Source organism: Enterococcus sp. HMSC076E04, assembly GCF_001814285.1.
Lineage (GTDB): Bacteria > Bacillota > Bacilli > Lactobacillales > Enterococcaceae > Enterococcus_B > Enterococcus_B lactis.
In genome coordinates this window covers 1-21899 of record NZ_KV815626.1, presented here as the reverse complement: position 1 = coordinate 21899, position 21899 = coordinate 1, and the positions used below count along the sequence as shown (strand labels likewise).

General features: G+C 38.8%; 23 protein-coding genes, 1 pseudogene and 1 other annotated feature. Of the genes and pseudogenes, 18 read left to right on the top strand and 6 right to left on the bottom strand.

Going from position 1 to position 21899, the window contains the following annotated elements; genetic code table 11:
• Positions 1-163 precede the first annotated feature (163 nt).
• Positions 164-883, bottom strand: a complete 720-nt coding sequence (locus tag HMPREF2961_RS10855) for a gamma-glutamyl-gamma-aminobutyrate hydrolase family protein (RefSeq protein WP_002314650.1) — start codon at positions 881-883, stop codon at positions 164-166.
• Positions 884-1072: 189 nt separating this feature from the next.
• Positions 1073-1120, top strand: a sequence feature (sodium ion sensor (DUF1646 type); this cis-regulatory element may regulate processes involved in with the transportation of sodium ions).
• Positions 1121-1219: 99 nt separating this feature from the next.
• Here HMPREF2961_RS10855 and HMPREF2961_RS10850 point away from each other — a divergent pair.
• The 10 genes from HMPREF2961_RS10850 to HMPREF2961_RS10805 are packed head-to-tail and all read left to right on the top strand — an operon-like array spanning position 1220 to position 11137.
• Positions 1220-1552 (top strand): hypothetical protein, encoded by a 333-nt coding sequence (locus tag HMPREF2961_RS10850; protein ID WP_002320976.1) that lies wholly within the window; start codon positions 1220-1222, stop codon positions 1550-1552.
• The gene (locus HMPREF2961_RS10845; protein ID WP_070704771.1) at positions 1539-3542 is read left to right on the top strand and encodes a V-type ATP synthase subunit I; all 2004 of its coding nucleotides are present in this window, start codon (positions 1539-1541) and stop codon (positions 3540-3542) included. The genes HMPREF2961_RS10850 and HMPREF2961_RS10845 overlap by 14 nt, the downstream gene beginning before the upstream one ends.
• A gap of 18 nt (positions 3543-3560) precedes the next feature.
• Positions 3561-4031 carry a V-type ATP synthase subunit K gene (locus HMPREF2961_RS10840; RefSeq protein WP_002292848.1) on the top strand — a complete coding sequence of 157 codons (471 nt, stop codon included), beginning with the start codon at positions 3561-3563 and terminating at the stop codon, positions 4029-4031.
• A 20-nt stretch (positions 4032-4051) separates the two neighbouring features.
• The gene (locus tag HMPREF2961_RS10835) at positions 4052-4636 is read left to right on the top strand and encodes a V-type ATP synthase subunit E (protein ID WP_002308528.1); all 585 of its coding nucleotides are present in this window, start codon (positions 4052-4054) and stop codon (positions 4634-4636) included.
• 14 nt (positions 4637-4650) lie between these two features.
• Positions 4651-5637 (top strand): V-type ATPase subunit, encoded by a 987-nt coding sequence (locus tag HMPREF2961_RS10830; RefSeq protein ID WP_070704768.1) that lies wholly within the window; start codon positions 4651-4653, stop codon positions 5635-5637.
• Positions 5627-5938, top strand: coding sequence for a V-type ATP synthase subunit F (locus tag HMPREF2961_RS10825; protein ID WP_070704765.1), 312 nt, complete (start codon positions 5627-5629; stop codon positions 5936-5938). The genes HMPREF2961_RS10830 and HMPREF2961_RS10825 overlap by 11 nt, the downstream gene beginning before the upstream one ends.
• A gap of 21 nt (positions 5939-5959) precedes the next feature.
• A complete protein-coding gene (locus HMPREF2961_RS10820; protein ID WP_002292843.1) occupies positions 5960-7741 on the top strand; it encodes a V-type ATP synthase subunit A in 1782 nt (593 codons plus the stop codon).
• Positions 7734-9110 (top strand): V-type ATP synthase subunit B, encoded by a 1377-nt coding sequence (locus HMPREF2961_RS10815; RefSeq protein WP_002313473.1) that lies wholly within the window; start codon positions 7734-7736, stop codon positions 9108-9110. The genes HMPREF2961_RS10820 and HMPREF2961_RS10815 overlap by 8 nt, the downstream gene beginning before the upstream one ends.
• Before the next feature lie 6 nt (positions 9111-9116).
• Positions 9117-9752: a V-type ATP synthase subunit D gene (locus HMPREF2961_RS10810; protein ID WP_002292841.1), complete on the top strand. Its 636-nt coding sequence runs from the start codon at positions 9117-9119 to the stop codon at positions 9750-9752.
• 29 nt (positions 9753-9781) lie between these two features.
• On the top strand, positions 9782-11137 hold the full coding sequence (locus HMPREF2961_RS10805; RefSeq protein ID WP_002334872.1) for a TrkH family potassium uptake protein: 1356 nt from the start codon (positions 9782-9784) through the stop codon (positions 11135-11137).
• A gap of 198 nt (positions 11138-11335) precedes the next feature.
• On the opposite strand, the gene HMPREF2961_RS10795 is transcribed toward HMPREF2961_RS10805, so the two are convergent.
• Positions 11336-12730, bottom strand: coding sequence for an aminotransferase-like domain-containing protein (locus HMPREF2961_RS10795; protein ID WP_002334871.1), 1395 nt, complete (start codon positions 12728-12730; stop codon positions 11336-11338).
• Between the two features lie 91 nt (positions 12731-12821).
• Here HMPREF2961_RS10795 and HMPREF2961_RS10790 point away from each other — a divergent pair, with 91 nt between their 5' ends.
• Both HMPREF2961_RS10790 and HMPREF2961_RS10785 read left to right on the top strand, forming a co-directional pair.
• Positions 12822-13793, top strand: a complete 972-nt coding sequence (locus HMPREF2961_RS10790; RefSeq protein ID WP_002314658.1) for an ornithine cyclodeaminase family protein — start codon at positions 12822-12824, stop codon at positions 13791-13793.
• On the top strand, positions 13790-14572 hold the full coding sequence (locus HMPREF2961_RS10785) for a PhzF family phenazine biosynthesis protein (RefSeq protein WP_002292837.1): 783 nt from the start codon (positions 13790-13792) through the stop codon (positions 14570-14572). Before HMPREF2961_RS10790 ends, HMPREF2961_RS10785 begins: the two co-directional genes overlap by 4 nt.
• Positions 14573-14738: 166 nt before the next feature.
• Here HMPREF2961_RS10785 and HMPREF2961_RS10780 read toward each other — a convergent pair whose 3' ends face one another.
• On the bottom strand, positions 14739-15110 hold the full coding sequence (locus HMPREF2961_RS10780) for a lactoylglutathione lyase (RefSeq protein ID WP_002308538.1): 372 nt from the start codon (positions 15108-15110) through the stop codon (positions 14739-14741).
• Between the two features lie 133 nt (positions 15111-15243).
• On the opposite strand from HMPREF2961_RS10780, the gene HMPREF2961_RS10775 reads away from it, so the two are divergent.
• Positions 15244-15687 carry an NUDIX hydrolase gene (locus HMPREF2961_RS10775; protein WP_002314659.1) on the top strand — a complete coding sequence of 148 codons (444 nt, stop codon included), beginning with the start codon at positions 15244-15246 and terminating at the stop codon, positions 15685-15687.
• Between the two features lie 48 nt (positions 15688-15735).
• On the opposite strand, the gene yidA is transcribed toward HMPREF2961_RS10775, so the two are convergent.
• Genes yidA through HMPREF2961_RS10760 form a run of 3 tightly spaced genes read right to left on the bottom strand, consistent with a single transcriptional unit; the run spans position 15736 to position 18745 of the window.
• Positions 15736-16545, bottom strand: coding sequence for a sugar-phosphatase (gene yidA, locus HMPREF2961_RS10770; protein WP_002292832.1), 810 nt, complete (start codon positions 16543-16545; stop codon positions 15736-15738).
• 18 nt (positions 16546-16563) lie between these two features.
• Positions 16564-17931 carry an HD domain-containing protein gene (locus tag HMPREF2961_RS10765; protein WP_002308544.1) on the bottom strand — a complete coding sequence of 456 codons (1368 nt, stop codon included), beginning with the start codon at positions 17929-17931 and terminating at the stop codon, positions 16564-16566.
• Positions 17915-18745 carry a lipoate--protein ligase family protein gene (locus HMPREF2961_RS10760; RefSeq protein WP_002342855.1) on the bottom strand — a complete coding sequence of 277 codons (831 nt, stop codon included), beginning with the start codon at positions 18743-18745 and terminating at the stop codon, positions 17915-17917. Before HMPREF2961_RS10760 ends, HMPREF2961_RS10765 begins: the two co-directional genes overlap by 17 nt.
• Positions 18746-18907: 162 nt before the next feature.
• Here HMPREF2961_RS10760 and HMPREF2961_RS10755 point away from each other — a divergent pair, with 162 nt between their 5' ends.
• From HMPREF2961_RS10755 to HMPREF2961_RS15215, 5 genes and pseudogenes are all read left to right on the top strand, one after another.
• Positions 18908-19345 (top strand): YwiB family protein, encoded by a 438-nt coding sequence (locus HMPREF2961_RS10755; RefSeq protein ID WP_002292826.1) that lies wholly within the window; start codon positions 18908-18910, stop codon positions 19343-19345.
• 75 nt (positions 19346-19420) lie between these two features.
• On the top strand, positions 19421-20041 hold the full coding sequence (gene rpoE / locus HMPREF2961_RS10750) for a DNA-directed RNA polymerase subunit delta (protein WP_002292825.1): 621 nt from the start codon (positions 19421-19423) through the stop codon (positions 20039-20041).
• 265 nt (positions 20042-20306) lie between these two features.
• Positions 20307-20813 carry an RNA polymerase sigma factor gene (locus HMPREF2961_RS10745; RefSeq protein WP_002292824.1) on the top strand — a complete coding sequence of 169 codons (507 nt, stop codon included), beginning with the start codon at positions 20307-20309 and terminating at the stop codon, positions 20811-20813.
• A gap of 16 nt (positions 20814-20829) precedes the next feature.
• Positions 20830-21729 (top strand): RsiV family protein, encoded by a 900-nt coding sequence (locus tag HMPREF2961_RS10740; RefSeq protein WP_002292823.1) that lies wholly within the window; start codon positions 20830-20832, stop codon positions 21727-21729.
• Between the two features lie 90 nt (positions 21730-21819).
• Positions 21820-21899, top strand: a pseudogene (locus HMPREF2961_RS15215) (polysaccharide deacetylase family protein); the annotation flags it as partial.

Below are 21899 nucleotides of genomic sequence, written 5' to 3'. Positions count from 1 at the left end.
GGTAATAAGTCCAACCAATTTAAAAACATAAGGAGCTGTTTTTACTTGGCTATTCTTATTACATTAAGCCAAATTTATGTAAAAATGTTGAAAGCCATTTTCACAAAATTTTTCTTAATACTCGAAACTAAACAGCTTTTTCACAACTTCCTCAGAAAAACGATTAAAATTCATTCACAAAGAAATCGAATAAACGCTGTTCAGATGAATTTACACGATGAGAAAGTTCCGGATGCCATTGGACACCAAGGATTTTGTGCATATTATCTTTACTTTGGACTGCTTCAATGAGTCCATCGTTGGAAAAGGCGATGGCTTTTAACAAAGGAGAAAGATCTTTGACTGCCTGATGATGATAGGAATTCACAAAGTATGAATCAGGGAGAAGGTCACTTAATAAACTGTCCGAAACGATTTTGACTTCGTGAGTTGCAAACTGCGGGGCAGTGGGCTGTTGTTCGTGTTTTACAGACCATTTTGGATATAATGAAAGATCTTGATAAAGTGTTCCCTCCAACACGACATTCAATAGTTGAAGTCCTCGGCAGACTGCAAAAATCGGTTTTCTTTGTTTCAATGCTTCCAAGATCAATGCCTGTTCGAATTGGTCTCGTTGAATATTTGTTTCCGTCAGTTTGGGATGAGGGTCTTCCATGTAAAGTTGCGGACTAACATCCTGACCGCCTGCAAGAATGAGTTTGTCGATTTTCTCAATTAGTTGAGGCGCTGAATCTGGATACATGACTGGCAGAATAAGAGGTAATCCTTGAGCATCTAAAACTGCATCCACAAATCCCTGCGGTGTATAGCTTACTTGATTTCCTTGGAAAGTATCTGTCGCTCGAATCAGTTGATTCCCGGCAATGCCGATGATTGGTTTCATTTTTATTCCCCCTAAAGTAGACTAATTGTAACAAGGATTTAAAAAAATTTAAACTATGTAAGACTTGCCCCTATACTTATCTGTTCTTGCTGTGTTACTATCTGTAAAGAGAATTTTCGTGTGAAATTCATGACGATAGTTGAAAATATTGCTTAATTTGTTATAATAAAAAGTAAGCAGAAATAAAAAGGTTGGGCGTAAGCTTCAAGGATCTAGTTCTTCAAGGGGTGAGAAGGACATTTTATTGAAGGGGCCTGCCTATACTAAGTTATCTTTAGAGGTACATACTTTCAATGAAAAAAGAAAGCATGTACCTCTTTTTTAAATCGAAAGGAAGTGAAGCAAGTGTTAGAAGCTTTGGAACAAATCCGAAAAGCAGAAGAAGAAAATGAGAAGCGTGCTCGAACCCTACGGCAGCAGTTGAAGACCTATGCAGAAGAAAAAGAGCAAGAATTGGAGATAATCCAAACGAACAGTCGGCAACAGCTGAAACAGTTGGTAGAAGAAAAAGAACAATTCGAAAAGCAAGAATTAGAAAAAGAAAAAATGAAATTGAAAGCAGAAGCAGACAAGGTGCAAGCAACTTTGAAAGACCAATATCAAAAGCATCAGAGTCAAGCAATCGGTGCAATCATTGAAAGGGTGAAAGAAACTTATGGCCGTCACTAAGATGGAAAAAGTGACCCTCATTTCAGATAAAAGAAATCAGGAGAGGATTTTACAAGCAGTACAAGGAATCCAAAATGTTGAAATCCGGGATCTGTATCAAAATAGAACAAACAACCAGTGGGTAGAAAAATATTTTCCAGATACCACGATTATTGATAAAGAAGCAAAATTAAGCGCTTTAGGCAATCGGCTGAAAGACATCCAAGAAGCTATCCAATTCATACAACACCACGGCGATAGCCGTCAAAAGAAACTCCATTTGAAACGTCAAGAACTTTCCTTACAAGACTTGGAAGCAAATTATTCCGAAGAAAATTTCATGAATAAATTAGAAGAAGTCCTTGATTTAAAAGAAAAGTGGGAACAGCTAACTGAAAAACGTGATCGTTTAGAAGGAGAGGAAGAATGGCTTCTTCATTGGCAACAGCTGGATATTGCTCCAAGTATGTATGCAAGTAAGACGACCATTTTTGAGATGGGGACTGTGAGTGCAGCAAATTTTGAAAGTTTCAAGGAAGAACTAAGTAAGCTTGATGACGTTTATATGGAAGAAATAGATTATACGCCAAAACAAGTTTATCTTTCGTATGTTGCTTTAAAAAAATCAGCTGCTGCTATAGAAGAAATTGCTGGGAAATACGGGTTCAATAAAGAAACGTATCCTTATGAACAAAATCCTAAAGAAAAACTGCAAGAAACCAAACAGCAATTGTCCGTTGTTCACGAGCACCAAAAGAAGATAACGACAGCGTTAGGTCAGTGCAGCGGCTATATCCAAGAATTTGAATGGGTAGAAGAAGTCACACTTGCCGTTGCAGAACGAGAAAAAGTAAAAGAACGGTTTATCCATGCGACTTATCTGATCGTTTTGCAAGGTTGGGTAGATGCAGAAGAAAAACAGAATTTGATGCATGTGTTAACCGAAACTGTATCAGAAGAAGATATATATATTAGTTTCGAAACACCAAACTCAGAAGAGATTCAGCAGGAAGTCCCTACTAAATTGAAAAACCATCCGCTTATCGAACCTTTTGAATTGCTGACTGAAATGTACAGTCTGCCAAAATATGAAGAAGTAGATCCAACGCCTTGGATGACACCATTTTATCTTGTCTTCTTCGGGATGATGGTCGCAGATGTTGGTTACGGATTGCTGATGCTCATTGGGACAATACTAGCTCAAAAACTACTTGTTTTACCACGTGGGATGAAACGTTTCGTAAAATTCTTTGAGATTCTCTCGGTACCATCGATCATCTGGGGATTGATCTACAGTTCATTTTTCGGACAGGCATTACCAAAAGAACTATTTGGCATCCGCTTGCCTTTCCCAATCCTATCTACAACGGATGACGTCAATACGATTTTGATTTTATCCGTGATTTTCGGTCTGATACAGATCTTGGTTGGATTATTTGTGGCAGCAAAGGAAAATATCAGGAGAAAAGATTACTTGAGTGCTGTCAGTGATGGATTTGCCTGGCAAGGGATCCTGATTGGGATCGTTATTGCATTGATTGGTGCCATGTTGATAAAAAATACAGCATTTGTTTATCTTGGCGCGGGGCTATCGATCATTGCTGCTTTATGTATCTTAATCGTGCCGATTATCCAATCGCCGTCTAAAGTCAAGGGTGCTGCCAAAGGAGCGTATAATCTTTACGGATTGACGGGTTATATCGGTGATTTAGTCAGTTATACACGTTTGATGGCATTAGGTATTTCAGGCGGAAGTATTGGCGCGGCATTCAATATGCTGGTTGCTTTCATGCCGCCAGCCGCTCGATTCAGTGTAGGGATCCTTTTGATCATCGCTTTACACGCACTGAATATGTTTTTGACACTGTTGAGTGCCTATGTCCATGGTGCACGATTGCAGTATGTCGAATTTTTTGGAAAATTTTATACAGGAGGCGGACGTGCCTTTGACCCGCTGAAAACGGCGGAAAAATACGTCAACATCAATCATAAGAAAAAAAACAATAAATAATTGGAGGATTTTTATACAATGATGGATTACTTAATTAGTCAAAATGGTGGAATGGTATTTGCAGTATTAGCGATGGCAACAGCGACGATTTTTTCAGGGATCGGTTCAGCTAAAGGTGTTGGAATGACAGGTGAGGCAGCAGCAGCGTTAACAACAAGTCAACCCGAAAAATTCGGACAGGCTCTGATTCTGCAATTGCTTCCAGGTACGCAAGGGTTGTATGGATTCGTTATCGCCTTTTTGATTTTTATCAACTTAGGAAATGATATGTCAGTTGTACAAGGTTTGAACTTTTTAGGCGCTTCTCTGCCGATTGCTTTTACAGGCTTGTTTTCAGGTATTGCCCAAGGGAAAGTTGCAGCAGCAGGTATCCAAATTTTAGCGAAAAAACCTGAACATGCTACAAAAGGAATCATTTTTGCTGCGATGGTTGAAACATATGCGATTTTAGGTTTCGTTATTTCCTTCCTATTAGTATTGAATGCCTAAGCATAAAGGAGGAAAAGCAGATGAACGCCATTGAAAAAATCATCTCTCAGATGAATGAAGCAGCAGAGCAAGAAAGAGCGGCGTTAGAGCAAGAAGAGCGAATGAAGATCGATCAAAACTTTGAACAAAAACGTACGCAAATCGAAACAGAACATCAAAAACAAAAAGAAAAACAAATCGAATTACTTGAAAAAAAATACCGTCAGCTTAGGAATCGCCAACAAGTAGAAGTACGACAAGAAAATTTGAACGCGAAGCAGGAATTTTTACGACGATTGTTTGCAGATGCAATAGCTGAAATGGAGAATTGGGATGAATCTGAACAAATCCAGTTTATCAAAAATTCATTGTATTCATTACCTTTGACAGGCAAAGTAACATTCATTGCTGGAGAAAAATCAGCAGCTTATCTTTCTCAGACATTGCTGGATGAATGGAACAATGAACTTCCCTTTACGATGGTTTTAAGCGATGAATCTGTTGCTGGTCAAGCTGGTTTTCTGATAAACGATCAAGGAGTTCAGTATAACTTTCTTTTCAGCAGCCTTGTACAAGATATCCAAGGAACGATGAGTTTTGAGATTGCCAATCAATTATTCGAATAAGGAGGGATCAGTGTATGGAATACCACGAACTAAATCCCTTGATTCGCGGAAGAGAGCTTGAACTTTTGTCCAATGAGACATTTGAACGGATGATTCAAACCAATTCTGTCGAAGCACTTGGTGAGATATTGAAATCCACGATTTACAGTCCATATATCTATGACGGGTATGAATATGACTTTGAACAGAATCTTTTAAAGGAGCAGAGCCGTCTATTTCGCTGGTTAAAGGAATCAGCACCGGAGCCTGAAATCGTTTGGATCTATACGATGCGTTATACTTTCCATAATCTGAAGGTTTTGACAAAAGCCGAGATGACAAATCAAAATCTGGACCATTTGTATATCGACGATGGGTTTTATTCATTAGAAACCTTGAAGGATGCCATTCATACGCAAGTTTCAAATGAACTCCCTGAAAGTATTATGGATAGTATACGAGAAGTCCGCGATTATTTTGAAGAGTCTACCATTCTTCAGGGAATCGATGTGATCTATGATCGGCAGTTTTTGACAGAGCAGCGACGGCTTGCCGATAAGCTAGGATATCAAGAATTGCTGAAAGAAGTCATTGCTTTTATTGACTTGACCAATATCACAACGATGGCTCGAGGAATATTGCAGAAAAGAACATATGGGTTCATGACGACGGTGCTTTCCAGTTCGGGAAGTATCGAAAAAGAAGTATTTTTGAACTTTGTAGATAAAGATATGGAAGCTTACACGAACTTTCTATTAGAGACAGATTATGCTGAGTTTCTGCGTCCTGTCATCCGTGAGGGAAATCTTGATCTCGTAAAGCTTGAACAGTTGAAAGATGATTATCTAAGTTCATTGTATCAAGAAGCACAAACCCAGGCTTTCGGACCACTGCCACTACTAGCCTTTTTGAACGCAAAAGAGGTAGAAAGTAAAAACCTTCGTTTACTGGTTATCGGCAAAAGAAGCCATTTTGAACCAGAAACAATCAGAAAGCGGGTGAGACAAGTCTATGACGTATAAGATCGGTGTAGTTGGCGACAAAGATTCTGTTTTGCCATTCAAATTGTTTGGCTTTGATGTTCGTTATGGTACAACCAAGCAGACCGTTCGTCAGGCAATTGAAGAAATGGCAAAGAATGAGTATGGCGTGATTTATGTCACGGAGCAATGTGCAGCACTGAGCCCAGAAACGATCGAACGTTACAAAGAACAAATGATACCTGCTATCGTATTGATTCCCAACCATCAAGGATCATTAGGGATTGGGCTGGAAGAAATTCAAAAAAACGTAGAAAAAGCAGTAGGTCAAAATATCTTATAGTATGAAAAGGAGATAGAAATTTTGCAAATTGGAAAAATCATAAAAGTCTCCGGACCTCTTGTAATGGCTGAGAACATGTCTGATGCCAGTATCCAGGACATGTGTTTAGTGGGAGATCTAGGAGTTATCGGAGAAATTATCGAGATGCGTGGCGATGTGGCGTCTATTCAAGTATATGAAGAGACCTCAGGAATTGGTCCAGGCGAACCGGTTCGTTCTACTGGTGAAGCTTTATCTGTTGAATTAGGACCAGGGATCATTTCACAAATGTTTGACGGAATCCAACGGCCATTAGATACCTTTATGGAAATCACACAAAGTAATTTCTTAGGACGGGGAGTCCAATTGCCTGCATTGGATCATGAGAAAAAATGGTGGTTCGAACCCACATTAGAAGCCGGAGAAACGGTTAGTGCTGGCGATGTGATTGGAATCGTAGAAGAAACAAAAGTTATCAAACACAAAATCATGGTGCCAAATGGGATAAAAGGTACGATCAAAACAATCGAAAAAGGATCGTTCACTATTGATGAAACCGTATGTGTCGTTGAAACTGAAAATGGTGACAAAAACTTGACGATGCTCCAAAAATGGCCAGTCAGACGTAGTCGGCCAATCAAAGAAAAATTAAACCCTGATGCACCGATGATCACCGGACAGCGAGTGATCGATACGTTCTTCCCAGTGACAAAGGGGGGAGCAGCAGCTGTTCCTGGTCCATTTGGTGCAGGAAAAACAGTCGTTCAGCATCAAATCGCAAAATGGGCCGATGTGGACATGGTCGTTTATGTGGGATGCGGTGAACGTGGAAATGAGATGACGGATGTTTTAAATGAATTTCCTGAATTGATTGACCCTAATACAGGAGAATCATTGATGGAACGTACGGTATTGATTGCCAATACATCTAACATGCCGGTAGCGGCTCGAGAAGCTTCTATCTATACGGGAATCACGATTGCGGAATATTTCCGTGACATGGGTTATGACGTTGCTATCATGGCTGACTCCACTTCACGATGGGCAGAAGCACTTCGTGAGATGAGCGGACGTTTGGAAGAAATGCCTGGTGATGAAGGTTATCCAGCTTATCTTGGTTCCCGTCTTGCGGAATACTATGAACGATCTGGAAGAGTCATTGCTTTAGGATCAGAAGGTCGCGAAGGAAGTATAACCGCAATCAGTGCTGTATCGCCTTCTGGAGGGGATATTTCGGAACCAGTCACACAAAATACATTGCGGGTCGTAAAAGTATTCTGGGGACTTGATTCGACTTTAGCCCAAAAAAGACATTTTCCTTCAATCGATTGGATCCAAAGTTATTCTCTTTATTCAACAGAAGTAGGGAAGTACATGGATCATATCCTTCAAGCTGACTGGGCATCCATGGTCACTGAGGGCATGCGTATTTTGCAGGAAGAACAGCAGCTGAATGAAATCGTGCGTTTGGTAGGGATTGATTCCCTTTCAGATAATGACCGTCTGACATTAGAAGTGGCAAAATCCATTCGTGAAGATTATTTGCAGCAAAATGCTTTTGATGATGTTGATACATTCACTTCAAGAGAGAAACAATTCAAAATGTTGAAGATGATCTTGACCTTTGGTGAAGAAGGACGCCGTGCGTTGTCGTTAGGTGCTTATTTAAGTGAGATCATGGACGGTACCGTGTCGATTCGTGAAAGGATCGGACGAAGCAAATATATCCCGGAAACAGAATTAGAAAAACTAGATCAAATTATCGGTGAAATCAAACAAACGATGCAAACAATCGTTTCAGAAGGAGGCATGAGCAATGATTAAAGAATATCGTACGATCGGTGAAGTCGTCGGTCCATTGATGGCGGTTGAAAAAGTTGCTGGTGTCAAATATGAAGAATTAATCGAAGTCCGTATGCAAAATGGCGAGATTCGTCGTGGACAAGTATTGGAAGTCCAAGAAGATAAAGCAATGGTCCAAATATTTGAAGGAACAAGTGGGATCAATTTACGTGACTCTTCTGTACGATTTTTAGGACATCCTTTAGAACTAGGTGTATCGGAAGACATGATCGGTCGAGTATTCGATGGCTTGGGACGTCCAAAAGATAATGGACCAGAAATCCTGCCTGAAAAGTATTTGGATATTAACGGAGAAGTAATCAATCCAGTAGCTCGGGATTACCCAGATGAGTTTATCCAAACAGGTATCTCTGCAATCGATCATTTGAACACATTAGTTCGTGGACAAAAATTACCAGTATTTTCTGGTTCTGGTCTTCCTCACAAAGAATTAGCTGCTCAGATTGCGCGACAAGCAACGGTACTTGATTCATCAGATGATTTCGCCGTAGTCTTTGCTGCTATTGGAATCACTTTTGAAGAAGCAGAATTTTTCATGGAAGATTTTCGACAAACTGGTGCAATCGACCGTTCTGTCATGTTCATGAATTTAGCAAACGACCCTGCAATCGAACGTATTGCTACTCCTCGTATGGCTTTGACTGCTGCAGAATATCTTGCTTATGAAAAAGGAATGCATGTATTGGTTATCATGACAGACATGACCAACTATGCAGAGGCATTGCGAGAGATTTCTGCAGCACGGCGAGAAGTTCCAGGAAGAAGAGGCTATCCTGGGTATCTTTACACGAACTTAGCTACTTTGTTCGAACGAGCAGGAAGGATCCGCGGACTAAAAGGATCAGTTACTCAAATTCCGATTTTAACAATGCCAGAAGACGATAAGACACATCCGATCCCTGACTTGACCGGTTATATTACAGAAGGCCAGATCATCTTGACTAGAGAGCTTTATAAGAGTGGGATACAACCACCAATTGATGTACTTCCGTCTCTTTCGCGGTTAAAAGATAAAGGAACTGGACCCGGAAAGACAAGAGAAGACCATGCGGCTACGATGAATCAGCTTTTTGCAGCCTATGCACAAGGAAAACAGGCAAAAGAATTAGCCGTAGTTTTAGGAGAATCTGCTTTATCTGATGTAGACAAGATCTATGCGAAGTTTGCTGAGCGGTTTGAAAAAGAATATGTCAATCAAGGATTCTACACGAACCGTTCGATTACTGAAACACTTGATCTAGGGTGGGAACTGCTATCGATGTTGCCAAGAACCGAATTAAAACGAATCAAAGACGACATGCTGGACAAATATCTGCCAGAAGGGAAGTGAGTTCTGATGGCACGATTGAATGTGAATCCGACCCGCATGGAATTGACCCGATTGAAAAAACAGTTGACAACTGCCACAAGAGGGCATAAATTATTAAAAGATAAGCAAGATGAACTGATGCGTCAATTCATTCTGTTGATTCGAAAGAACAACCAACTGCGTCAAGAAATGGAAGAGTCCATGACAGAAGCAATGTCTGATTTTGTATTGGCAAATGCTTCAATCACGGAACCTTTCATCGAAGAATTGTTTGCTTTGCCGGCGGAAAACGTTGATTTATCTATCGTAGACAAAAATATCATGAGTGTAAAAGTACCTGTGATGAATTTTGAATATGATGAACAGCTGACAGACACCCCTTTGGAATACGGGTATTTGAATTCCAGTGCCGAACTGGATCGGTCAATCGATCGGTTTACTACCTTGCTTCCAAAACTTTTGGAACTGACAGAAATCGAAAAAACTTGTCAGCTAATGGCAAGTGAGATCGAAAAGACACGTCGGCGAGTCAATGCATTAGAATATATGACGATCCCTCAATTAGAAGAAACAATCTATTATATTCGTATGAAGCTAGAAGAAAACGAGCGCGCAGAAGTAACAAGGTTGATCAAAGTAAAAAATATGGGTACCACTGACTAAGTGGTATCCTTTTTTAAAAGAGGAAAACGATGATTAAACAAAACAAACAAATAAAGAAACGCTTGCCGGCCGTTCAGCTTCTCGCATTAGGATTTTTTCTCCTGATTTTAGTTGGCGGTGGTCTACTTACCCTGCCATTTTTTAGTAATAGTGGGCATGGGACAAATTTTATCGATGCGCTTTTCACTGCAACTTCTGCCGTCTGCGTGACGGGATTGACGACATTGAATACAGCAGAACATTGGAACAGTGCTGGTCAGTTTTTGATCATGCTTTTGATTGAGATTGGCGGTCTTGGTTTTATGATGGTTCCGATTCTATGCTTTGCATTGATAAAGAAAAAAGTCAGTCTCAGCACACGTATCATATTAAAAGAAGCGCTAAATCTAGAAGAAGTATCAGGTGTGATGAAGCTCATGCTTTACATCCTGAAATTGGCCTTTGTGATCCAATTGATTGGTACGATTGCTTTATCTTTTGTATTCGTGCCTGAATTTGGCTGGTTGAAAGGGATCTGGTACAGTTTGTTCCACGCAATCTCTAGTTTTTGTAATGCAGGGTTTGATTTGTTAGGAGACAGTTTAGCCAATCACCAGCAAAATGTTTATTTGATCATGGTGGTATCTGCTTTGATTATTTCTGGCGGATTAGGCTTTATCGTTTGGCGTGACTTATTAGAATATCATCAGAAAAAGAAGATGACGATTCATTCAAAAATCGCATTAACCGTTACAGGTACCCTTTTATTAGGCGGTTTCGTTGTGTTCTTTTTCACAGAACACAATGGGGCAACATTAGTGGAAGGGAATATGTTTCAACGATTGGCAAATACTTTTTTTATGAGTGTAACACCTAGAACGGCTGGATATTATTCAGTTGATTATCTCCATATGAGTCATGCCGGTCTGATCTTAACGATGTTTTTGATGTACATTGGCGGAACATCTGGGTCGACTGCCGGCGGATTGAAAACAACTACGTTAGGTGTGTTGCTGATCCAGATGCGTTCGATGTTGAAAGGACGTACGAGAGCGGAAGCATTTGGCCGTACAATCCGTCAAGGCGCAGTGTTGCGAGCACTCACGTTGTTTTTTATCACGTTGACACTGTGTGTAGTCGCCATCATGATTTTATCAGTGACTGAAACGATACCTAAAACTTCTGGCATCGAATATATTGCTTTTGAGGTCTTCTCTGCATTTGGAACAGTAGGACTTACGATGGGATTGACGCCAGACTTGACTGCAATAGGGAAATTGATTATTATAGCGCTTATGTACATTGGACGAGTTGGGGTATTGACTGTGGTCTTCTCTCTGATGACAAAAGCACAAAGAACTCAATCAAAATACAAATATCCAGAAGAAAGTGTCATGATTGGATAATTTCATCTTCTGACAGAAATCTAGTGATCTAGCAAAATAAGAAAATAAAATATAAGACAAATTTTTTTGCTGTTTGGTTACTTTAAGTGCAAAATGTTCATTTGCTTTTTGAGGCACTATCCGTTGTTGAACTTCGGGTAGTGCCTCTTTTTTATCGAAAGGAATCAATCAGCTATGATTCCTTTATTTATCAATAGATTATAATTCATATTTTTTTATTTTTTCTTTTACGATACTTAGTCCAGAAGCTAAAATCTCAAGGTTGTTTGAAGATAGGGAAATACGAACGTATGCATCCGGTTGTGCTCGCGTAGTAAAGCGTCGGGAATGATAGAGTCGGATGCCGTTAGACAGAAAGTCATTCTCAATCCTCTTAGGATCAATCTCAGGATCAACTGGAAGAATTCGATAATAAGGAACACGATTCGTTGGTTTTTCTACTTTGAAAAGAGAATCAAAAAGCTGATTAGCTCTTTTCGTAAGATTTAATTTAGTTTCTAAGATTCTATTTGCTTCATTTGAATGGAGGATTTGAGTGATGACCTCCACATCTAATCCAGAAGTTTTCACATTTATATTAAAAATTGCTTGTTCTATCTTGCTTTGGACATGTACTGGAGCTACAAGATAAGCAACTCGCAATCCAGAACAAATAAATTTTGTCATTCCAGCTAAGTAGATTGTTTGGTTAGGTAACAATTTTTGGAAAGGAGGAATAATCTTATGTTGATAATAAGTTGTTAAAAAAGAATGGATATCATCTTCGATAACCCATAGACCTTCTTTTTCAATTACTTCGGCTAATTGCTCTCGTCTTTGGTGAGAGATTTGAAACCCTATAGGATTATTGCAAGAAGGCATAAGAAAGACACCATGGATCTTCTTTTTTCTACATTCCTGAATCAATATATCAGGTCGCATTCCTTGCTCGTCAAAATCAATTGGAACGATCTCTAAATGATATAATTGAGCCAATTCAATGAAATTAGCGTACGTATATCGGTCTGTTGCTATTCTATCACCTGGAGAGAAAAGTGCAGAAAGTGTGATAGCCAATCCATTTTGAACACCGGAAACAATAGACAGAGATTCTAAAGACGGAATGACTCCTTGAGTTTTTAACCAATTTGCTGCAGTAGTCAATTGAAAATTTGTGCCTTTGGGATCTTGGTAATTAAGCAAACCAACAAGATTTGGGTTATTACCAGTTGATTGAATAAACGGGACAACGAATTTATTACATTCTTCAAAAGAACTAACCAGACCAAAATCAATGATATGTTCGGTTACTTCATTGGTAGAGATGGTAATGGATTCAAAGACATTGGGAGAAATAAAAGTGCCACTTCCAATATTCGTATACAGCAAACCTTTCTCAATTCCGTATTTATAAGCCTTGCCAACGGTAGTAAAATTTAAATCTAAATAATCAGCTAGCTCTCTTTGGGAGGGTAACTGAGTGTTTTTCTGTAATTTATTCTTTAAAATATCTTGTTCTAATTGTTGAATCAACGATCGATAATAAGGACGCTTCAATTTTTGTTTGTCTGGCCGCCAAGTTAACGGGTAGTTGTCATAAGAATTAATAGGCATTTTCTCCACTCCTTAAAATTGTATACCATACAATTTTACCATTGATTGTATTGATTTTAGAAGTTAATCTTTTGTGAGGAGGGAATTGTCTATGAAAATTATTAATTTTGAGGAAGTAGTAGCTTCTTTTAGTTTTGAAGAAGCGATCCAAGTAATGAAAAAATGTTTCTTTGATTATGAAAGTGGTAAAATCAGCCAAAATCCTCGATTGGTGGAAATTTTACCGGACGGAAAAGACAAAAATGTGTTTGCGATGATGCCTGCCTATTTGGGAGAGAATAGATATTTTGGAACAAAAGTCATTACCGCTTTCTCGGATAATCATCAGTATCATTTACCTTCTCATTTAGGAGAGATTTTCTTGTTTGATGCTCAAAACGGACTACCCAGAGCATTGATAAACGCAAATGCAGTCACTTGGATTCGAACAGCTGCTGTATCTGCGCTAGCAACAGATTACTTAGCAGATCAGCATGCAGAAACACTTGCTTTAATTGGAGCTGGTCAACAAGCATTGTCGCATTTGGCTGCGATTTCTACCATTCGTCGCATCACTACAGTGTTTGTTTACGATATTTTAGAAGAAAGACGAAATGCTTTTATCGCTAATGCTAAAAATCAGTATCCTAAAATGACGTTTATAAATGCAATATCAGTAGAAGATGCAGTACGCTCAGCGGAAATCATTTGTACGTTGACCCCTAGTAAAGAGGCATTTCTTCAAAAAGAGTGGGTAAGGGAAGACGCACATATCAATGCTGTGGGCACGTTTACTCCTAATACAAGAGAGATAAGTACACCATTGATGGAAACTTCTCAAATCTATGTAGATGATTACTCAGCTGCCTTAACAGAAAGCGGAGACCTACTTATAGCCATGTCAGAAGGAGATTTAGAGGAATCTTGTATTGTTGGTACATTAGGCGAATTAGTTTCTGGGAAAAAAACATTTTACAAAGGAGAATCGAGTCCGACGATTTTCGACGCAGTTGGTCTAGCTGTTGAAGATCTTTGCTGTGCAGAATATATTTATAACAAATTAGAGAGAGGATCTTTAAAATGAACTTAGATTATTACGTAGTTGATGCATTTGCAGATGAGGTGTTCAAAGGAAATCCAGCAGCAGTGTATGTTCTAGAAGAATGGCTGCCAGAAGGTACGATGCAAAAAATTGCCATTGAAAACAATTTATCTGAAACAGCATTTACAGTGAAGAAAAATCAAGGATTTGAGCTTAGATGGTTTACGCCAGATCGAGAAATCGATCTTTGTGGTCACGCGACATTAGCAACAGCATTTGTTTTATTTAACTATTACAAAATACTTGATGAAACGATTAAATTTTCTACTCAAAGCGGTAATCTATTTGTGACAAGAATTGAAGATTATTATTGCATGGATTTTCCTAGTATTATGCCAAAAAAAGTACCAATATTGTCTGAATATGAAGAAGCGATAGGGGCTAAGATTAAAGAAGCCTACTTAGCACGTGATTTATTTTTCGTATTAGAAGATGAAAAAGCGGTGGCTAAATTGCAGCCAGATTTCACAAGTATCAAAAATTTTGATTTAGGAATAGGGGTCATCGTGACAGCAGAAAGTGTACAAGAAGACTTTGTTTCTAGAACCTTCTTTCCAAAATTAACAATCAATGAAGATCCAGTATGTGGATCAGCACATTCTAATCTTATTCCTTATTGGGCAAAAAGAATGAGTAAAACAAAATTGTCAGCTTACCAAATGTCATCAAGGGGCGGGTATCTAGAGTGTGAATTAAAAGAAGATCGTGTGATAATAGGAGGAAAAGCAGTTTTGTTTTCTAAGGGAACCTCGTTTATTTGATTTCTTTCAAATGAACTAAAAATAAATAAGTGTAGAGTGGCAGCCTTATAGCTACAATAGTTGTTAAAAAAAGACGCAAACTTTTTCAATTTAAAGAAAGTTTGCGTCTCATTTTAATTATTGGCGTTTGTTTTTTGTTCAATCAAGAGCAAAATGCCCCTACTAACTAGCCTCGGATGACTTCGATTTTATAACCATCAGGGTCAATGACAAAGTAGTAAGAAGGCGCAGTGCCAGGTAATCCTTTTAAGTCAGTAATTTCAAGACCTGCAGCTTTATGCTGTTCATGTAATTTTTCTAAATCATCAGCTGCAATAGCGATATGACCATAACCATTTCCTAAATCATAGGCACCATGATCGTAGTTATAAGTCAACTCCAATTCATAGTCATCCCCAGGAAGTGTCAAATAAACAAGTGTAAATTTGTTTTCTGGAAAATCACGGCGGCGGCTTTCTTCAAAACCAAATGCCTTTTGATAAAATTCGATTGATGCTTCAAGATCTTTCACTCGAACACATGTGTGAGCCATTTTCATAGATTCATCTCTCCCTTTCCTTTTATTTAATCATAACAAAAAGAAGTAAGGAAATAGTTGATTTGTGCTTGTTCATGAGAAATTTCTCATGTAAAATGGATAGAAAATAAAACTGTTAAGGTGGAAACTATTCATGGATAAACCAATTTTTGGTGAAAAAAAGCAATTTGCTGATTATCAAACCCGTTATGCAGCATATATCGTCATAGAAAGAGATCAGCAGATTGCAGTAATCGAGGCTCCAAATGGTGCTTTTTTTCTTCCTGGCGGGGAAATTGAAGGAGATGAGACGAAAGAACAAGCAATCGTTCGTGAGCTAGTAGAAGAAATGGGGATTGCGGCAGAAATTGCTTTCTATCTGGGAGAAGCAGATGAGTACTTTTACTCGAATTATCGTGCAACTTATTACTATAATCCAGGATATTTCTTTGCTGCTGATTCTTGGAAGCGTATAGGAGAACCCACAGAAAAGACCAATAAAATCTGGTGGGTCAGCCCCCAAGAAGCACTTGAAAAATTGAAACGTGGCAGCCATCGATGGGCAGTCGAGAGATGGGTCGAAAAAAATAAAAAATAAAAACTGAAAGAAAGCGAGTAGACCAGCTTTCTCTCAGTTTTTTATTTATTACAGAACGTATTTTTTGATTGCTTCAGCTACGCCGTGTTCGTCGTTCGATGAAGTGATGACATTTGCTGCTTCTTTGACAAGAGAAACGGCATTTCCCATAGCTACTCCTAGACCAGCATATTCAATCATGGATAAGTCGTTCTCGTTATCTCCGATAGCCATGATTTCATCTTGATCAATACCAAGATGCTGTCCGAGATTCGCAACTGCCGCACCTTTACTTGCTTCTTTATTTAGTACTTCAAAGTAATAGGGTGCACTTTTGACCGTTGTGTATTTATCACGGAAAGTTTGTGGTAAACGTGCAATTGCTGCGTCTAAAATTTCTGGTTCGTCGATCATCATCATTTTGACGATGTTCATGTCTGGTGTCATTTCTTCAGGTGTTCGATATTTTAGCGGCATCTTGACTAAGCTTGCTTCGTGGATCGTATAAGCGCTGATATCTCGATTAGGTGTGTAGATCGCTTTGTCATCAATCGAATGGAGATGACTGCCAACACGGCGTGCCATCACTTCGATCTCTAGAAAATCTTCATGAGTCAGACCGTGACGGGCAATGATTTTACCTGATTTTGTTTGTTGTACGAGTGCCCCATTATAAGTAATAACGTAATCATTATCTTGAAAAAGGTCCAGCTCATTTAACTGTTCTTGGACACCTGGTAAGGGGCGACCAGTACATAAAACGATTGAGACCCCTTTTGCAACAGCAGCGGCAATCGCTTCTTTTACTTCTTTTGTTACTTCTCTTTTCTCATTTAATAAAGTACCATCGATGTCGATAGCGACTAGTTTGATAGCCATAATTTCCTCCAATATATTTCAGTTTATTTCAATCAATGCGCCATTACGGATATGGCTGGCAAATTCTTGATAAGTTTCATCAAATAAATCATAATGATCACGCAAGGATGGGTCAACCATTTCTTTTGGAAAGAAAAATCGCTCATCTCCTTGTTCTTGTCCCGCTAAAGCGGCAACAAGCTGACTAACCTGTGATAATTCTATCAAAGTTCCGTCATTTCGCAAAATCTCGATTTGCGTACGATGTCTGCCTTGTTCTGGGCGATAAAAATCATAAGGCAGATCGTAGCTAGAGTTGACAGCAGTGTAATAAACAGGGTTATAGCCAACCTTTTCTACTAACAAAGTGAGTTTTTGAATCAAATTTGAATCTCGGTTGCCAGAAAAAGTGGCGGATTTCAGTGGTTTACGATTCAAAAAACGTTTAGCTAAATCATTTAAAATAGGATCAGCAGATTCAGACCATTGAGTAAAGTAAGTACCCAAGACCCCATCATCAAGTTTGAGGTATTCTTCTAAAGTAAAGCTTCCGTCAAGAAATGGCAAGAGTAGTTGAGAGTGTAGTTCAAAACTGCTGGCATCTTCTTGATACAACTCGTGCGCGCGATGAAGCAGATGCTCCAAGATCACTTCCATACCACGGGAAACAGGATGGAAGTACACTTGCACATACATTTGATATCGGCTAACGATATAATCTTCCACTGCATGCATGCCGCTCATGGAAAAGGCGATCCCGCCTTCATATGGACGAATCACACGTAATATTCGGGTAAGGTCAAATGTTCCATACTCCGTTCCGGTGAAATAAGCATCCCGAAGCAAATAGTCCATTCGATCTGCATCGATCTGGCTGGAAATCATTTGGACAACTTGCGGATTAGAGTAGGTTTTTTGGATCACGCTCGCTACTTTTTCAGGAAAACCTTCTTCTACTCGGTTAAGGATCTGATACACCTCTGTTTCTGGAGAAGTGATGATCTCTACAGTGATAGCCTCGTGATTCGTATGGAAGATGTGCTCGAATGTATGAGAGTAAGGACCGTGACCGACATCATGCAATAGTGCCGCACATAAAGTTACTAGCCGTTCCTGATCATCCCAGCCTCCGTTGCCTATCTTTTCTTTTGGAAAATTTCGAGAAAAGATATCGCAAATTCGTCTTGAAATCTCATAAACACCTAATGAATGGGTAAAACGGCTATGTTCTGCTCCGTGAAAAGTGAAAGAAGCAGTGCCTAATTGTTTGATTCGTCGCAGACGTTGGACTTCTTTCGAGTTGATCAAATCTAAGATTACTTGATGCTGGACATGGATATAGTTATGGACTGGGTCACGAAAAACTTTCTCCATAGGCAGCATTTGATATTTATAAGGGGTTGTCATATTGTAGCTCCTTTATGTTATTGCGTTGTTCCATTCTCTGGATTTGGTTGTTCCATTGCTCCAGCTGGATTTCTTTTTTTAGCCAGTCGGTAGAATCCAGTAAATCACTTGCAGAATACAGCTTTTCAAAAGCTTTTGCAAATGCTTCTTTGACTTCTTCTACGAGAAGGGGATAGTCAAGCAGTTCTTCAAGTGTTGCCATTGTGGCGGGATCGACTGCAGGATAGCCATTTGTACCAAAGCTTTCTTTTAAAGCAGATTGATAAAATCGTTTCATGACTTGCCCACGCTTTTCCTGATTACCGTTGACACTTAAGTACATCATAACAGAAATCCCATTTTTGATGCGACGCTGAGCGATGCCGGCAAATTTTTTGCCATGGATGCTTAAATCATAAGTTCCAGGACAATAAGAATGGGTGATTTCGAATGCTTGAATCGGTGCCTTCGGAAAGGCGTATTTAGTCAATCGGAGCATTTGCTCGTAAGCTCCATCGATGGTTATTTTTTTTTGGTCATTCTGGGGGAAAATCAAAGAAATATTCAAAATCCCTTCGTCTGATACGATTCCTAATCCACCTGAGTTTCTGATTACCGGAGCATAACCTGCATCTTTCAGTGTTTGGATCCCGTCTCTAAGAAAAGGTGTCCGAACATCTTTCATACCTAAGATGACGGTGCAGTCATATTGCCAGAAATGCAAAAAGATCTGCTGGTGTTCTTTGGAATATTCCGTTAATATATCTGTTAATGCGAAAGGGGAAAAGTCGTTTTTTTGATAAATGTGCTGATCTAGTCGAATCGCAGGGTTCATTCAACCGGCTCCTTTTTATAAATTCATATTTTCTACAATATTATACTCTAAATTCAAGGAGTTGTTTTGGAAAAAAGGTTTTCTGTAAAAATGGACAAGTTGGTTGACAAAACAAAAGAAACTAGGAACAATGTAGCTATGAGAAGTAAAGGAGAATGAAGAATGGAATTATCACAAGGAACACCGATTTCGATCAAATTGCGTACAAAAGTGAAACAACAAGGGGAAGTGCAAGATTTTTATTTTGATTTGAAAGGGCAAATGGTAACGATTGGCGATACGCTGTACATACGGTATAAAGAGATGCAGGAGGAAACAGGCGATGAAATCCCTGTAACGATCAAATTAGTTCCAGATGGTCATGTACAGCTGATTCGTGCAGGAGAAATGCGAATGCGTTTGAAATTTGGTTATAAAGAACGGTTAGAAACAGCCTACCGAACACCATACGGTATGATTCAGATTGCTACCTTTACGAAAGAACTGCATGTAAGTTTGAAAGACCGTCCCACAGCAGGAAAGGTTCGGATCGATTATGATTTGTTCATGGGACTAGAAAAAATCGGCGAATATTATTTGACATTGGATTTTACAGCGTAAATATAAAAGAAAAGTTTGATTTTTTGTGTCTGATTTTGTATGATAAGGAGTAGACTGTGAAAGGACGTGTCCTGATTGGAAATTAGTGTATTTGAAGGTGCAAACAAAAGCGAATTATCAATGATCGAAGTAGCACACGCGATCTTAGAACAACGTGGCGATGTCATGGATTTTTCTGATTTAGCCAACCAAATCCAAAACTATCTTGGTAAATCAGACAGTGAAATTCGTGATTCACTCGCACAATTTTATACTGACTTGAATATTGACGGCAGCTTTATCTCATTAGGGGATAATCGTTGGGGCTTGCGTTCATGGTATGCTATCGATTCGATCGATGAAGAAGTAAACCATGGAATGGACGAAGAGGATGAAGATACTCCGCGTCGCCGTAAACGCAAGAAAGTCAACGCCTTTATCAATGATGATGAAGACGCGATCGATTACAATGACGATGACCCAGAAGATACAGATCTGACAGAAGAAGACGACGATGATCTGTTTGATGACGATGATGATGAAGATGAAGAAATCGCTGCTTATAATTCTGACTTGCAAGAAATTGGAGCAGATGACCCAACAGATGATGAAGAAGACTTGCCTGGGAATATCGAAGAAGATTTAAGTATCATAGACGAAGACGATGATGATGAAGACTATGAAGAGGAAGAATTTTCTGACTCTGAAAAAGAATAAACATCATTTACTGTAGAGGCTGTGACGGAAGTGGTCAACTTCAAGAAATTTCCACTTATTTCCGAAGAAGCTACTTCTAGAACACCGTGTATCAGATGTTGCAACAGAGACGTTGAAGCTATCAGAATAAGAAGGTGTGACATGATTTTTGTCACACCTTCTTTTTTGTATATAAAAATTCAAAGTAAATACATAAAAAATAAAATAATTGAAACTTTTAGCGTACCTTGTACGTCATATTAAGTGAGGCGGAAAGGAGTGGAGAATGATTTTTACTGGATATAAGAAAAAACGGCAGATTGAAAAATACCGTCACCTGCTGAATGGACTCATCGAAACTGATTATCAAAAAATGTTCCGTATCACGATGAATTACGTACATGATAAAGAAGAGGCCTTAGATGTGATGCAAGATAGTTTCCATAAAGCACTGAAGTATTTTGAAAAAGAAAAAGAAATCGAGCATTTTAGTGCATGGTTTTACCGGATATTGATCCGCACGGCATTAGATAGTTGGCGCAGACAAAAAAGGACACCTGTTGACTTATTTGAAATTCAAGATATCCCGCAGCAATTACCTTTAGAAACTTCCGTTGCAGAACTTCATATGATTTTAGATAAAATAGACAGTCCGGAAAAAGAGATTCTGATCCTTTACTTTTTTGAAGGATTTCGTTTGAAAGAAATTGCGACTATCTTAGATATGAACGAAAACACAGTTAAAACAAAAATGTATCGTTCACTGAATGTTTTACGTCAAATCCTAGAATGAAGGAGAGAAGACCGCTATGTATTCTCAAAAAGAAAAGTTAAAAAAACTAAAGAAAACTTATAAAGAACAAGAAATTCCAAGAGGGCTTCAAGAGGAGATCCGCCAGCGTTTTCTTATCGAAGAGCAATCATTCATAAAAGCAAGACGGAGAAAGAGACGCCTCCAAGGGTTCGGAGTATCTTTGGCTATCGTGATGATTACAACAAGTAGTCTCCTTTTTAATAGTCAAGTTCGAAGCTTTGCAGAAGACTTGCCAATTTTAGGATCAGTCATTGAATTGATCTTAGGTGAACGTTTTACTGATCAATCTGAAAAAATAGATATTCAAGTACCGAAGATCCATACTCAAAATGAGAAAGAAAACAAAACGATTCATGGATTAAACCAAAAATACTTTCACGAAGGACAAGCAGATTTTAAAAAAGCTGAAAAAGAATACGGAAATCTTGAAACGGATCATTACCAAGTTCTGGGTGATTATCAGAAAATCGTAGACGATGACCGGTTTCTTGTGATCGAAAGACAGATTACCCAAACAGCAGCGGATAGCCACGTTGAAAAAAGATACGACACGATCGACAAGAAAAACAGTGTCCAGCTCTCACTTCCGCTGTTATTCAAAGATGACACCTATTTATCTGTTTTGACAAAAGAAGTCAAGCGGCAAATGGCCGAACAAGTCAAGGAAGATCCGTCTAAGTACTATTGGACTGAACAAGATATTCAAGAAGGAACGATAGAAAAACCAACACTTGTTACACCAACACGAAGTTTTTATTTGAATAAAGAACATCAATTAGTTCTAACTTTTTCTCAATATGAAATTGCTCCTGGTTATATGGGAACACCAGAATTTGTCATTCCCAAGTCCGTGACAAAAACGATTTTGGCATCGGAAGATTATCTGGATCATTAGGCGAGAAGTAGTTGCGACTAGCAGTTTCAATTCTTTACAGTTATTTTCAAGTAAGTAATTAAGAAGAGAAAAAGAGAAAGAAGAGATATAGTGAAAAGAAATTATTTAGTTATCAGTATCATTGCTTTATCCGTGCTTTTATTTTTCGAAGTCACTTCGGTTGCCTCCTT

Excerpts from the sequence above, each read along its gene's own strand:
- HMPREF2961_RS10815 (WP_002313473.1), top strand. The coding sequence starts at position 7,734 with ATGATTAAAGAATATCGTACGATCGGTGAAGTCGTCGGTCCATTGATG.
- HMPREF2961_RS10780 (WP_002308538.1), bottom strand. The coding sequence starts at position 15,110 with ATGAAAATGGCTCACACATGTGTTCGAGTGAAAGATCTTGAAGCATCA.
- HMPREF2961_RS10830 (WP_070704768.1), top strand. The coding sequence starts at position 4,651 with ATGGAATACCACGAACTAAATCCCTTGATTCGCGGAAGAGAGCTTGAA.
- HMPREF2961_RS10755 (WP_002292826.1), top strand. The coding sequence starts at position 18,908 with ATGGAATTATCACAAGGAACACCGATTTCGATCAAATTGCGTACAAAA.
- HMPREF2961_RS10745 (WP_002292824.1), top strand. The coding sequence starts at position 20,307 with ATGATTTTTACTGGATATAAGAAAAAACGGCAGATTGAAAAATACCGT.
- HMPREF2961_RS10740 (WP_002292823.1), top strand. The coding sequence starts at position 20,830 with ATGTATTCTCAAAAAGAAAAGTTAAAAAAACTAAAGAAAACTTATAAA.
- HMPREF2961_RS10845 (WP_070704771.1), top strand. The coding sequence starts at position 1,539 with ATGGCCGTCACTAAGATGGAAAAAGTGACCCTCATTTCAGATAAAAGA.
- HMPREF2961_RS10765 (WP_002308544.1), bottom strand. The coding sequence starts at position 17,931 with ATGACAACCCCTTATAAATATCAAATGCTGCCTATGGAGAAAGTTTTT.
- HMPREF2961_RS10825 (WP_070704765.1), top strand. The coding sequence starts at position 5,627 with ATGACGTATAAGATCGGTGTAGTTGGCGACAAAGATTCTGTTTTGCCA.
- HMPREF2961_RS10760 (WP_002342855.1), bottom strand. The coding sequence starts at position 18,745 with ATGAACCCTGCGATTCGACTAGATCAGCACATTTATCAAAAAAACGAC.
- yidA (WP_002292832.1), bottom strand. The coding sequence starts at position 16,545 with ATGGCTATCAAACTAGTCGCTATCGACATCGATGGTACTTTATTAAAT.
- HMPREF2961_RS10835 (WP_002308528.1), top strand. The coding sequence starts at position 4,052 with ATGAACGCCATTGAAAAAATCATCTCTCAGATGAATGAAGCAGCAGAG.
- HMPREF2961_RS10785 (WP_002292837.1), top strand. The coding sequence starts at position 13,790 with ATGAACTTAGATTATTACGTAGTTGATGCATTTGCAGATGAGGTGTTC.
- HMPREF2961_RS10775 (WP_002314659.1), top strand. The coding sequence starts at position 15,244 with ATGGATAAACCAATTTTTGGTGAAAAAAAGCAATTTGCTGATTATCAA.
- HMPREF2961_RS10810 (WP_002292841.1), top strand. The coding sequence starts at position 9,117 with ATGGCACGATTGAATGTGAATCCGACCCGCATGGAATTGACCCGATTG.
- HMPREF2961_RS10855 (WP_002314650.1), bottom strand. The coding sequence starts at position 883 with ATGAAACCAATCATCGGCATTGCCGGGAATCAACTGATTCGAGCGACA.
- HMPREF2961_RS10840 (WP_002292848.1), top strand. The coding sequence starts at position 3,561 with ATGATGGATTACTTAATTAGTCAAAATGGTGGAATGGTATTTGCAGTA.
- HMPREF2961_RS10790 (WP_002314658.1), top strand. The coding sequence starts at position 12,822 with ATGAAAATTATTAATTTTGAGGAAGTAGTAGCTTCTTTTAGTTTTGAA.
- HMPREF2961_RS10805 (WP_002334872.1), top strand. The coding sequence starts at position 9,782 with ATGATTAAACAAAACAAACAAATAAAGAAACGCTTGCCGGCCGTTCAG.
- HMPREF2961_RS10795 (WP_002334871.1), bottom strand. The coding sequence starts at position 12,730 with ATGCCTATTAATTCTTATGACAACTACCCGTTAACTTGGCGGCCAGAC.